The sequence below is a fragment of the Arthrobacter sp. MW3 TE3886 genome, from assembly GCF_041262145.1.
In the GTDB taxonomy this organism is placed as follows: Bacteria; Actinomycetota; Actinomycetes; order Actinomycetales; family Micrococcaceae; genus Arthrobacter.
The window spans coordinates 4,268,296-4,280,757 of sequence record NZ_JBGCAN010000001.1; the positions used below are offsets into that span (position 1 = coordinate 4,268,296).

The 12,462-nt window shown below is 64.0% G+C and carries 12 protein-coding genes; 8 read left to right on the forward strand and 4 right to left on the reverse strand.

Features of this window, described 5'->3' with window-relative positions:
* Nucleotides 1-26: 26 nt before the first annotated feature.
* The gene (locus tag ABH915_RS19480; RefSeq protein ID WP_370124440.1) at nt 27-1,202 is read right to left on the reverse strand and encodes a zinc-dependent alcohol dehydrogenase; all 1,176 of its coding nucleotides are present in this window, start codon (nt 1,200-1,202) and stop codon (nt 27-29) included.
* Nucleotides 1,203-1,499: 297 nt separating this feature from the next.
* Between ABH915_RS19480 and ABH915_RS19485 the strand changes: the two genes are divergently transcribed.
* The 3 genes from ABH915_RS19485 to ABH915_RS19495 are packed head-to-tail and all read left to right on the forward strand — an operon-like array spanning nt 1,500 to nt 3,863.
* Nucleotides 1,500-2,414: a fumarylacetoacetate hydrolase family protein gene (locus ABH915_RS19485; protein WP_370124442.1), complete on the forward strand. Its 915-nt coding sequence runs from the start codon at nt 1,500-1,502 to the stop codon at nt 2,412-2,414.
* 19 nt (nt 2,415-2,433) lie between these two features.
* On the forward strand, nt 2,434-3,195 hold the full coding sequence (locus tag ABH915_RS19490; RefSeq protein ID WP_370124444.1) for an SDR family NAD(P)-dependent oxidoreductase: 762 nt from the start codon (nt 2,434-2,436) through the stop codon (nt 3,193-3,195).
* Nucleotides 3,192-3,863 carry a FadR/GntR family transcriptional regulator gene (locus tag ABH915_RS19495; protein ID WP_370124446.1) on the forward strand — a complete coding sequence of 224 codons (672 nt, stop codon included), beginning with the start codon at nt 3,192-3,194 and terminating at the stop codon, nt 3,861-3,863. The genes ABH915_RS19490 and ABH915_RS19495 overlap by 4 nt, the downstream gene beginning before the upstream one ends.
* A gap of 99 nt (nt 3,864-3,962) precedes the next feature.
* On the opposite strand, the gene ABH915_RS19500 is transcribed toward ABH915_RS19495, so the two are convergent.
* The 3 genes from ABH915_RS19500 to ABH915_RS19510 all read right to left on the reverse strand — a co-directional run bounded on the left by ABH915_RS19500 (nt 3,963) and on the right by ABH915_RS19510 (nt 7,499).
* Nucleotides 3,963-5,183, reverse strand: a complete 1,221-nt coding sequence (locus ABH915_RS19500; protein WP_370124448.1) for a fumarylacetoacetate hydrolase family protein — start codon at nt 5,181-5,183, stop codon at nt 3,963-3,965.
* Entirely contained in the window at nt 5,180-6,691 is a 1,512-nt protein-coding gene (locus ABH915_RS19505) for an aldehyde dehydrogenase (NADP(+)) (protein WP_370124450.1), read from the reverse strand. The genes ABH915_RS19500 and ABH915_RS19505 overlap by 4 nt, the downstream gene beginning before the upstream one ends.
* Before the next feature lie 91 nt (nt 6,692-6,782).
* Nucleotides 6,783-7,499, reverse strand: coding sequence for a GntR family transcriptional regulator (locus ABH915_RS19510; RefSeq protein ID WP_370124452.1), 717 nt, complete (start codon nt 7,497-7,499; stop codon nt 6,783-6,785).
* A 272-nt stretch (nt 7,500-7,771) separates the two neighbouring features.
* Here ABH915_RS19510 and ABH915_RS19515 point away from each other — a divergent pair, with 272 nt between their 5' ends.
* From ABH915_RS19515 to ABH915_RS19535, 5 genes are all read left to right on the forward strand, one after another.
* Entirely contained in the window at nt 7,772-8,566 is a 795-nt protein-coding gene (locus ABH915_RS19515; protein ID WP_370124454.1) for a transporter substrate-binding domain-containing protein, read from the forward strand.
* A gap of 86 nt (nt 8,567-8,652) precedes the next feature.
* Entirely contained in the window at nt 8,653-9,324 is a 672-nt protein-coding gene (locus ABH915_RS19520) for an amino acid ABC transporter permease (protein ID WP_370124456.1), read from the forward strand.
* Nucleotides 9,317-10,006, forward strand: coding sequence for an amino acid ABC transporter permease (locus ABH915_RS19525; protein WP_370124458.1), 690 nt, complete (start codon nt 9,317-9,319; stop codon nt 10,004-10,006). The genes ABH915_RS19520 and ABH915_RS19525 overlap by 8 nt, the downstream gene beginning before the upstream one ends.
* 14 nt (nt 10,007-10,020) lie before the next feature.
* Nucleotides 10,021-10,743, forward strand: a complete 723-nt coding sequence (locus ABH915_RS19530) for an amino acid ABC transporter ATP-binding protein (protein WP_370124460.1) — start codon at nt 10,021-10,023, stop codon at nt 10,741-10,743.
* A 180-nt stretch (nt 10,744-10,923) separates the two neighbouring features.
* On the forward strand, nt 10,924-12,462 hold the full coding sequence (locus ABH915_RS19535) for a UxaA family hydrolase (RefSeq protein ID WP_370124462.1): 1,539 nt from the start codon (nt 10,924-10,926) through the stop codon (nt 12,460-12,462).

Genomic DNA, 12,462 nt, shown 5'->3' on the forward strand with positions numbered 1-12,462 from the left:
AATCTCCCGGAGCGGGGACATCTTCGCTACGGCTTCAGGACCACCTTGATGCAGCCGTCTTCCTTTTTCTGGAAGATCTCGTAGGCGGCTGCGGCACCGTCGAGGTCTACCTCGTGGGTTTTCAAGTCCATGACGCCGAGCGGGTCTGCGGGATCTTCCACGAGCGGGAGCAGCTCATCCGTCCACCGGCGGACGTTGCACTGGCCCATCCGGAGTTGGATCTGCTTGTCGAACATGGTCAGCAGCGGCATGGGGCTCGCTGTACCCCCGTAAACCCCGCTTAGCGAGACGGTGCCTCCGCGGCGCACAGAGTCGATCGCAGCGTGGAGGACCGTCATGCGGTCTACGCCGGCAGTCTCCATGGCCTTCTTCGCCAGGGCATCCGGCAAAAGCCCCACCGCATTCTGGGCAAAGGCGCCGACAGGCGAATTGTGCGCTTCCATGCCGACGGCGTCGACGACCGCGTCCGGCCCCCTGCCGTCGGTCATGTCGCGAAGCTGGTCTCCGATGTCTTTTGTGAAGTCAATCGTTTCCACTCCGTGACGCTCGGCCATGCGGCGGCGTTCCGGAACTGGCTCGACGGCGATGACCCGCTGGCCGAGGTGTCGACCGACCCGGCTGGCGAACTGCCCTACCGGGCCGAGCCCAAAGACGGCCAGTGTGCCACCGGCGGGGACGTCCGCGTATTTCACTCCCTGCCAGGCGGTGGGAAGGATATCGGAGAGGTAGAGGTACCGCTCATCGGGCAGTTCGTGTCCGACCTTTATCGGCCCGTAGTCGGCGTGGGGGACGCGCAGGTATTCGGCCTGCCCGCCGGGAACCGACCCGTAGAGCTCGGAGAACCCGAACAGGCTTGCCCCGCTGTTGTGGGCATGGACCTGGGTGGTTTCGCACTGGGACTGAAGCCCCTGCTTGCACATCCAGCAATGGCCGCAGGAAATGTTGAAGGGGATGACCACTCTGTCGCCCGGCTTGAGGTTCCTGACTTCGGAGCCGACCTCCTCAACGACGCCCATGGGTTCGTGGCCCAGGATGTCGCCAGCCTTCATATAGGGGCCAAGGACCTCGTACAGGTGGAGGTCTGAGCCGCATATGGCCGATGAAGTGATCCTGACGATGGCGTCCGTCCCCTTCTCAATGACGGGATCCGGAACCATCTCCACGCTGACCGACCGCTTGCCCTGCCAGGTAAGTGCCTTCATGTTCGCTCCTTCAGTCGCATCCAAATTAGTAAGTCTACTGACCAATATGATCATTCCTTGTTCTCGCCTGGATGGGAAGGAGCCCCGCCACCGGCACCCGCGGCAATGCGCGGGTGAGAAGGTACATGAAACATCGGATGTATTACTTGCCTGTGTCGAAAATCCCATTACTATTGGCTGAACTAACTGCGTGGCAACACGATCACGCCTGCTGACAACTCCGATGTTTGCTGTGCTTCGAGGTTCGCGACAATATGCGACACGCACCCAGGAATCGCCCGAAGGGATACGACAAGAGTGAAAATCGCACGGCTTGGACCAGCAGGGCAGGAAATACCCGTCATCTTCGCAGCGGTGAACGGCGAGGAAGTGGCGTACGACGCGAGCAGCATCACCGCCGACATCGACGGGGCATTCCTGGCGGGCGACGGCGTTGCCCGGCTCCGCGCCGCCCTAACGGCGGGCGCCCTGCCGGTCTTGCCCGGGGCAGCCGGTCTGCGGATAGGAACTCCTCTCGCCAGGCCCAACAACGTGATCTGCATCGGCATGAACTATGCGGCCCACGCTGCGGAGTCAGGGGCAGCTCCGCCTGAAATCCCGGTGGTCTTTCTGAAACCGAACAACACCGTCGCCGGCCCCTTCGACCACGCCCCGATTCCGCCGGGCAGCCGCAAGTATGACTGGGAAGTGGAGCTGGGGATCGTTGTTGGCAAGGAAGCCAGCTACCTGGACAGTCAGGCAGAGGCGATGAACGCCGTCGCGGGCTACCTCGTCGCCAATGACCTCTCCGAACGTGAGTACCAGCTTCCAGGCGCCGCCGGGCAATGGACGAAGGGCAAGTCACTGCCCAAGTCCACTCCGCTGGGGCCCTGGCTGGTGCCTGCCGATGAAGTGGACGCCGGAAACCTTCGGCTGCGCAGCTGGGTAAACGGGGAAGAACGCCAGGACTCGAACACCGCGGACCTGATCTTCGACGTCGCGACGGTGGTGCACCACGTGAGCCAGTACATGCTGCTGGAACCGGGGGACGTCATCCTCACCGGCACCCCGGAAGGCGTGGCCCTCTCCGGCCGCTTCCCCTACCTGCAGGACGGCGACGTCGTCGATCTCGAGATAGAGGGCCTGGGCCGGCAACGTCAGACCTACGTGCGCACCCCGTCGCGCGAGCGCCCGTCCGGGCCGGCGCCACACCCCCATCGAAGCAGCCACTAGCTCCAGCAAGGAGGCCTGCATGGGCCAGGAAATGAATGGACTCGTCGCCGTCGTCACCGGTGGGGCATCCGGGATCGGCGCCGCCATAGCCGCCCGCCTGCAGGAGTTCGGCGCCACAGTTGCCGTTCTGGACCTCCGACCCACCGGACTGCCGGACGGCCAGCTCGGCCTGGTCTGCGACGTCGCCAACGATGCGTCCGTGCGCGCGGCCATCGAGACGGTGCGAGCCTCATTCGGGCGGCTGGATATCGTTGTCAACAACGCCGGCATGGGTGCTCTGGGCACCGTGGAGGATAACGACGACGACGAATGGCACCGCGTATGGGACATCAACGTCGTCGGGATGGTCCGTATTGCCCGTGCCGCCCTGCCGCTGTTGCGCAGGTCGCCGTCGGCCGCCATCGTCAACACCTGCTCCATTGCCGCCACGGCCGGGCTGCCCCAGCGCGCCCTCTACAGCGCCACCAAAGGAGCTGTACTCTCCCTGACCCAGGCCATGGCTGCTGACCACCTGTGCGAAGGTATCCGCGTCAACTGCGTCAACCCCGGCACCGCGGACACCCCCTGGGTCGGGCGGCTGCTGGATGCCGCCGCCGATCCCGAGGCCGAACGCGTGGCCCTGAACGGGCGGCAGCCGCATGGCCGGCTGGTCACTGCGGACGAGGTCGCGGGCGCCGTTGTCTACCTGGCCAGCCCGCTCTCCGGTTCCACGACCGGTACCTCCCTGGCCGTTGACGGAGGCCTCCAGGCACTGCGGCTGCCCCCGGCCCGGCACTCATGACCGTAACCGATGAAGCGATTCTGAAGATCAAGGAAATGATCCTCGATGGACGGCTCACGGCAGGAGAGCGCCTACCGCCCGAGAAGGAACTCAGCGAGCAGCTCGGGTTGTCCCGCAGCTCGCTGCGCGAAGCGGTCAAGGCCCTGGAAATCATCCGTGTCTTGGATGTGCGCCGGGGCGACGGCACCTACGTCACGAGCCTGGAGCCGCGGCTGCTTTCAGAAGCGATGGCTTTCATCGTGGACCTGCACCAGGACACCTCAGTACTCGAACTCTTCGAAGTCCGTCGAATCCTGGAGCCGGCAGCTGCATCCATCGCCGCCAGCCGGATCAGCGGTGACCAGCTGGCCCTGCTCCGGGCAAGCATGGCCACGGTCCGGAAAGACACCTCGGTGGAGGAACTGGTTTCCCACGACCTGGAATTCCACCGCATCATTGCCCACGCCAGCGGCAACAGCTACCTCGCGAGCCTTCTGGATGGCCTCTCCAGCGGCACCGTGCGAGCCCGGATCTGGCGCGGCCTGACCGAGGAACGCGCGGTGGCACGAACCGTTGACGAGCATGCCGCCATCGTAGAGGCGCTGGCTCGCGGCGATAGCGAACTCGCCCGGGCCTTGCTGACGGTCCACATTTCCGGCGTCGACACCTGGCTCCGAGAAGCGGTCTGAAAAACTCCGCGAAGCGGTCGGAGAATGAGATGAGGCCTGTGCCGTGGCGGCGGGACCGGTCCACGTCGCCACGGCTCAGGTGCTCGGCTGCTCCCCCGGTCAGGCCCTCACGGCAGGAGACGGTATGGTCGTGCCGGCCCCGATGCGCTGGAGATAGCCCAGCAGATCACGGATGCCGTAGCTCCAGCGTGGCAGCTCTTCCGTAGGGCCTACCTCGTTGATCAACGTCCCCAGATGAGCGCTGGAAATTTCCACGGTGTCGCCCATCTGGTGAGTAAACCCTCGGCCGGGCTCACCCCTGTCCTGGGTGGGGGCGAACAGGGTGCCGGTGTACAAAGCGAAGCCGTCCGGATACTGGTGGTGGTCGCCATGGCTCGCGGATATCAGTTCTTCGAAGCTGCGGCTGATCCGGCCGACGCTGCTGTTCCCGGTCAGCAGGTAGCCGTCCGGGCCCTGGACTTTGAGGAGGATTTCCTCGGTCCGCAGGGTCTCCAACGTGAAGTCCTCGTCAAAGAGGCGAATGAAGGGGCCCAGCGCGCTGGAAGCGTTGTTGTCCTTCGCCTTACCCAGCAGGAGTGCGCTGCGGCCCTCCACATCGCGCAGGTTCACGTCGTTGCCGAGCGTTGCCCCTACGGCGGCTCCGCGCGAGTTGACCAGGAGCACCAGCTCCGGTTCCGGGTTGTTCCATGACGAGAAGGAGGGGATCCCGATCATTGCGCCTGTTCCGACCGAGGAGAGCACAGGCGCCTTGGTGAAGACCTCCGGGTCGGGCCCAATGCCCACTTCAAGATACTGGGACCAGAGCCCTTCCTCGATCAGCACTTTCTTGGCTTCCACGGCTTCTTTCGAGCCGGGCCGGACCCCTGCCAGGCTACCGCCAAGGGCTGCGCCGACGCGGCCCCGGATGTCGGCGGCCTTTTGCGGATTGCCCCCGGATCTTTCCTCGATGACGCGTTCGATCATGCTGTCCACGAAGGTTACTCCGCAGGCCTTGATGACCTGCAGATCTACCGGGGCCAGCAAGTGGGTGCGCTCAAGGTCCCTGGACATAGATGCGTCGATGATGTCCGCCGTGCGCCAGCGGGGCGTTGTCATGGCCGCTTTTACGTCCGCGAGGAGGGTCCTGGATTCCAGCAGCTCCGACACGGTGGCGGTGACGGGCTGAAGATCGAAGGCGTCTTCCCCGCGGAAGGCCACGACGCGCGGGCCCCGGGTTTCAACGTCCCAGACACGTCCGATCAGCAGGGCGTTCTCAGGGTCCTCGGGGAGCACGTCCCTCATCGTCAGGCGCTGCGGGAGGTTTTCGCTGGGAATAGTCATCGGGCATCCACCTTTGGCTGCGGTCGGGTCCAGGTCCCGTCGATGCGCTGGGGCACCGACCATGGGTTCGTGTCTTGAAGTGGTTCCGGCAGCCGTGCCGCGGGGAAGTCCTGGTGCGCCACCGGACGCATGAAGCGCCCGACGGCCGCCGTCCCCACAGACGTCGTGGTCGAAGTCGTGGCCGGGTAGGGGCCGCCGTGGTGCTGGGCGAAACTGACCGTAACGCCGGTGGGCCAGCCGTTCCAGAGAACCCGTCCGCTGATGTCGGCAAGCCGGACCGCGAGTTCGCTGACGTCGTCGTCCGCCTCGGCCTGCAGAGTGGTGGTCAGCTGGCCCTCGAGCAGCTCGGCCAGCGCCACCAGCTCGGATTCGTCCCGGTATTCGACCAGGAGGCTGGCCGGGCCGAACATCTCCTGCCGCAGCAGCTCGGGCTGTTCGAAGACCGCAGCGCTGGCCGCGTGCAGCACGGTCGGCATCGGGGCGGCGTCGAAAGTGCCTTCCACCAGCGGTTCCACTCCCGGCCGTCCGGCAACTTCCTTGACGGCATTGCGGTAGCCTTCGTGCAGCCGTTCGGTGAGCAGCGGCGCCGGCTCGAAGTCCGTGAACGCTGCGCGCAGCGCTTCGGCAACTTCCGCCGTCGTCCCCCCGGGGACAAAGAGGAGGCCCGGTTTCGTGCAGAACTGCCCCATGCCGAGGCTGAGTGACGCCGCGTAGCCGCTGAGGATGCTGTCTTTGCGCGCCGTCCAGGCTTTTTCGGTCACGAACACGGCGTTGATGCCGCCGAGCTCGCCATAAAATGGAATCGGCTCCGCCCTGGCGAAGGCCCGCTCTGCCAACGCCCGTCCCCCGGCCGTGGAGCCCGTGAAGCCGACGGCTCTAACCAGCGGGTGGTCTACCAGCGCCTCAGCCGCCGCCCGGCCCGCGATCAGGGCGAAGAGACCGGCCGGAGCTCCCGCCTCCCGGAGGGCGCGCTGCACGGTTTCGGCCGTGCGGAGCGAGAGTCCAAGGTGGCCCTCGTGGGCCTTGTAGACAACGGAACATCCGGCTGCGAGGGCCGATGCGCTGTCCCCGCCCATGACGCTGAAGGCAAACGGGAAGTTGGATGCGCCGAAGACGCCCACGACGCCCAACGGGACATTCATCCGCCGCAGGTCAGGCCGGGCGCCCATCCCCCAGTCGGGATCCGGATGGTCGATGGTCGCGTCCAGGTGCTCACCGGAGCGGGCTTCCGCGGCGAACAGCCGGAGCTGGAAAACGGTGCGCTTCAGTTCGCCCTGAAGCCTGGCTACACCGAGGTTGGTCTCGCGGGCCGCCAGCGGAACCAGGACGTCGGCGTCCTCTTCCAGGGCCGCAGCCACCACCTCGAGCCACCCTGCCCGGGTGGACAAATCGGCGCGGCGCCCGAGCAGAAACGCGGCGTGTGCCGCCTCTACGGTCGTGTTCAGGTCCTCGACGCTGGTCCTCACTGAGGCCTCGCCGCGGGTGGTGCTGGAAATCGTCGTTGCCATGAAGTCTCTATCTCCTGAACGGATGAATGGATCATATATGGATGCATCGCATCATATATGCAATGTGACCCGGATCAAATGGTGCTGGGGCTTAGGGTGTCAATCGTCCGGGCGCGGCGCGCGGCAGTGCGGCCGGCCCCGCGCCGAAGGCACGGGCGAAGCGGTGGAAGGAGCTGCGGAGGTGCGCGCTCATGGCTTCCTCGGCAGCTATCGGATCCGCGGCTGCAATTGCGTCGCGGATGCCGCGGTGCTCCATCAGCGTGACCTGGCTGTCCAGGTCCGAGGGGTAGAGCCGGAACATGTGCAGGTGGCAATGCGTCTGGACGTACGCCTGCTGGACCACCGGGTTGCCGGCGGAGGCCAGGATCAGGTCGTGGAAGCGTGCATCGTGGGCCAGCAGGTCCTGGCGCACGTTGACAGTGTCATCCACCTGGCGCTCAAGCACGTCAAGTTCCGCCCGCAGGGCAGCCGAGGGGTTGGACAACCGGTCCACGGCGGCCGATCGCGCCGCCCAGGGCTCAACCAGCAGCCGGAACTCAAACAGGGAACGAAGCTCCGGCAGGCTCAACAGGGGCGTAGTGCTGTAGCCCCGGCCGGGGTAGTACACCAGCAGGTTGTCGCCCTCCAGGTGCTGCAGCGCTTCGCGGACTGGAGTCTGGGACACGCCCAGGCGCCTGGACACTGCGTCGATGTTAATGCGCGTGCCCGGAGCCAGATCGCCATCCAGTATTGACTGGCGTAGGGCTGAATACACGTCGCTGGCCGCGACCTTCGCCGTCGTTGCGTCGCCTGCGGTTGATACCGTCACTCGCCCCTCATTCCAATAGCCGTCGAGATCGTGAGCTGGCCAGAACGGCGGGTCGTACCGCCAGCTAGCTGCAGCAGGCCCTTTAGGCAAAGACTTGACCTAGATCACATTGCATATATGATACAACATATTCCTACAGGATCTCTCGAGGCGCTATCAGCCGGGATCCCGGAACGCTGTCACAGTCCGCTTCCGTTACGCAGTAAATAATCACCAGGAGAGTACTCATGTTCAGAGCAACGCCGAAGTTGCTTCTTGTTCCGGCTGTCGCCTTGGCCCTTACTTTGGGGGGCTGCTCTTCCGGCGGCGCTTCGAACGGATCCGGTGCCGCAACAGGCGCCGTCGGAGACAGCCACCTCACCCAGATTCTCAAGTCGAAGACCGTCAAGATCGCCGTCAGCGCCGACTCCCCGGGATATGGCGTCATGAATTCCTCCGGTGCCCACGAGGGTTTCGACATCGACGTCGCAAATGCCCTCGGCGCCTCGCTCGGCGCCAAGGTCGAGTTCGTGACCGCCACGAATGAAAGCCGCATCCCGCTGCTGCAGACCGATAAGGCTGACGCCGTGATCGCCACCTTCACTGCTTCGGATGCGCGCGCCCAAGTGGTGGACATGTCCGAGCCGTACGCTGCGAGCTCCACCGTCTTCATGGTGCCTGCGGGAAGCCCGATCTCCAGCTACGCGGACCTTGACGGGAAAGCCGTGGCCACGTCACGGGGCAGCGTTGGCGAGCAGATCCTCAAGGCCAGCTTCCCCAACGCCAAGATCACCGGCTTCAACACGACGGCGGACTCCATCCAGGCGCTCAAAAGCGGCAAGGTGGACGCACTGATTGAAAACAATGCCATCGTCGGCGGTCTCGTGAAGAAGGAACCTTCCGCGTTCCAGGTCCTCAAGGGCGATCCGATCAAGCCGGCGCTGTTCTCCATTGGGGTCAAGCAGGGCGACCAGACCTGGCTCAACTACCTCAATAACTTCCTCCGGAACTACAACATCTCCGGGCAGAACGAGGCCTCCTTGCAGAAGTGGTTCGGGCTGTCCCTCCCTCCGTTCCTCGCCCACTAAACAGCATTCGAACGCGCCCTCAGGCGTGGGTGGCTGACATGCAGTCGCCGCCCACGCCTGCCGTTCACGGATAGGATCCCCTGCTCATGGCTCTATATTTCGGAGACCTTCTCCCGTTCAGCTCGCTGCTACTCGAGGGGCTTTGGACGGCTTTGTACATCACCCTCGTGGCCATGCTGGCGGGAAGCGCCCTCGGCGTTCTCGTGTACCTGGGGAAGGTCGGGCCCGGAAAACCACTCAGCATTCTGTGTACCTGCTACATCGAGGCCATCCGCAACACGCCCCTGCTGGTGCAGCTGTACCTGATCTACTTCGCACTTCCCGCCCTGGGCATCAACCTCGAGCCCGTCTGGGCGGCCATCATCGGCCTGACCCTGAACAATGCTGCATACACGGCGGAAATCTACCGGGCAGGGTTCGAGTCGGTGCCCCACGGCCTGCGCGAAGCCGGCAAAGCGCTCGGCATGAAGACTGGCCAGATCGTGCGCTACATCATCTTGCTTCCGGCCACGCGAAACGTCTTCCCCGCACTGACCAACCAGCTCATTCTGCTGTTCTTGGCCTCGTCGATTGGATCCATCATCTCGCTTCCTGAATTGACCAACGCGATCATGAGCGTCAGCAACACCACGTACCGAACCATCGAGGTACTCGCCGTCGGCGGGCTTCTCTATCTCGGGGTATCGGCACTGATGTCGCTGGCCTCCAAGCGGGCCGAAACGACGCTGTTCCGTTGGGCGGTGGGCACCCATGTTTAGGCCCTTCGACTGGCAGGACCTGATTCCGCTGCTCCAGGGAGCATGGCTGACCATTCAGCTCTGCGCCGTATCCGGGATTCTCGGAGTCATCTTTGGACTGATTCTCGGCATCGCCCGGACGTCGCCGAGCAGGATCGCGCGATGGATCAGCACCATCTACATCAGCTGCGTACGCGGCATTCCCGTTCTGGTCATCATCTTCTTTGTCTTCTTCGGGATCCCGTTGCTGTTTCCCGGTCTGGAACCGGACAAGTTCTCCTCAGCTGTCATCGCACTGACCTGCTTCGCCGCAGCCTACGTCGCCGAGATCGTGCGCGGCAGCATCGAAGCCGTGGCCAAGGGACAAAGCGAAGCAGCGGATGCCCTCGGCCTGAACTACTGGCGGAAACTGACCTACGTCATCCTTCCCCAGGCCGTGAAGATCATGGTTCCGCCCGGCATCGGGTTCCTCATCGGCCTGGTCAAGGATTCGTCGCTAGTCACGGTCACCGGCCTCCTCGAACTGACCCATGCAGGGAACATCGTCACCAACCTCACCGGTGACCCCATCAAGACGTTCCTGGTGGTCGCCGCCATGTACTTCGTCATCTGCTACGGCATCTCCCGGCTGGGCAGACTCTACGAGAAGCGCACCGGCGTCCATGCCGACCCCCTCAAACTTCCAGAGCCCGCGGGCATTTAGATCGGAATACACCAGTGATTTTTGTTGAGAATTTGAATAAGAACTTCGGGCCGAACCATGTGCTCAAGGGCATCGATTGCCACATCCGCGAGCGTGAGGTGGTGTGCGTCATCGGCCCCTCAGGATCCGGCAAAAGCACCTTCCTTCGGTGCATGAACGGCCTGGAGACGATCTCCTCGGGAAGCATCGTCATCAACAAGCATCGGTTGGACGATTCGAAGACCAATATCAATCTGGTCCGGCAGGAGGCCGGAATGGTCTTCCAGCATTTCAACCTGTTCCCGCACCTGAAAGTCATTGACAACGTCATGCTTGCCCCCCTCAAGGTCGCCAAGACCTCCAAGGAGGAAGCCCGCGCCAAGGCTGAAATGCTGCTGAGAAAGGTGGGCCTCGCGGAAAAGATGAACACCTTCCCCGGGAACCTGTCGGGCGGCCAGATGCAGCGTGTCGCCATAGCCCGGGCCCTGGCGATGGATCCCAAAATCATGCTTTTTGATGAACCCACCTCGGCTCTCGACCCAGAAATTGTCGGCGAAGTGCTGGCCGTGATGAAGGACCTGGCAAATGAGGGCATGACCATGGTGGTTGTCACCCACGAAATGGGCTTCGCCCGGGAAGTCGCGGACCGCGTGATCTTCATGGACCAGGGACGGATCGTCGAGGAAGGCACACCCGAAGAGATCTTCGCCGCCCCCCAGCACGGAAGAACCCAGGGATTCCTGAGCAAGGTTCTCTAGCCGCCGTTCTCCAACTGCCGTTCTCTAGCCGCCGGATACCGGCTCCCCTTAGCGTCCGGTGGGGCAATCTCCCACCGGACGCCCCAATTCCGTGCACAGCCCACGGCCCGGACGTGCCCGCACCATCGACGGCCCGACCTGGATCCGTCCTGCCGAAACATCGAACAAAGGTTTATCCCCGTGGCCACTGCCATTGCGCCCCTCATCCACCTTCACACCGAAGACAACGTGGCCATCACCACCCAGGACATGCAGGTCGCCTCAACTGCCAGTGCCGGCGATCAGCTGGTGACGCTGGCCGCCGCGGTTCCGCGCAGCCACAAGGTGGCCGTACGCGACATCGCCGAGGGCGACGCAGTCCGCCGGTACGGCCAGATCATCGGTTTCGCCCGGTCGGACATCAGCACCGGGGATCACGTTCACCTGCACAATCTTGACTACAAGGAGTTCGACCGCGAGTACGAATTCTGCGTGGACGCGAAGGTTGAGCCCGTTCTGCCCCTCAGCGAGCGGGCAACCTTCCAGGGCTACGTCCGCTCGGACGGCAGGGTGGGAACCCGGAATTACATCGGCGTCCTGAGCACGGTCAACTGCTCCGCCACGGCAGCGAGCCAGATCGTCCAGCGCCTCCGGTATTCAGGTGTCCTGGACCAGTATGAGAACGTCGACGGCATCGTTGCACTGACGCATGGCACCGGATGCGGCATGGCCCAGGAGGGCGAGGGGATGGACATCCTCCGCCGGACCATGCGAGGCTACCTCGCCCATCCCAATTTCGGCGGCTTCCTGGTGCTGGGCCTCGGCTGCGAAGACAACCAGATCAATCAACTGACCCAGGACGTCCAGCTCCGCCCGGACCTGCCCATCGTCTATTCGACCATCCAGGAGCTCGGCGGAACCTCGAAGACCATTGCCGCCGGCATCGGATGGCTCACCGGCATGCTGGGGCAGGTCAACGAGACGAAGCGAACCACCGTCCCGGCATCCGAGCTCATTCTCGGAACCAACTGCGGCGGCTCCGATGCCTACTCCGGGATTACGGCCAATCCCGCTCTCGGCAACGCCGTGGACCGTCTGGTCCTTCAGGGCGGGACCGGGATCGTCGGCGAAACCCCCGAAATCTATGGCACCGAGCATATGCTCGTTCGGCGGGCGGCCACCGAGGCCGTAGCGCACAAGCTGCTGGCACGCATCGACTGGTGGCGCGACTACACCGCGAAAAACTCGGGATCCATGGACAACAACCCGTCCCCTGGCAACAAGGAGGGCGGCCTCACCACCATTCTCGAAAAGTCCCTGGGCGCCGTCGCCAAGGGAGGCACCACCACCCTCGCCGACGTCGTGGAGTATGCGGAACCCGTCACGTCCAAAGGGTTCGTCTTCATGGACACCCCCGGCCACGATCCCGTGTCCGTCACCGGCATCGTCGCCGGCGGGGCCAATCTGGTCTGCTTCACCACCGGCCGCGGATCAGCGTTCGGATGCGCTCCGGTGCCCAGCATCAAACTCGCCACAAACACTGAACTCTATGACCGCATGACCGAGGACATGGACATCAACTGTGGCGGCGTGGCCGACGGCACCACCACCATCGAGGACCTGGGAGAGGAAATTTTCCGGACGATCCTCGACGTTGCCTCCGGGACCCACACCAAGAGCGAAGACTTCGGCTACGGCGACAAGGAATTCGTTCCGTGGATGGTCGGCACGGTGATGTAG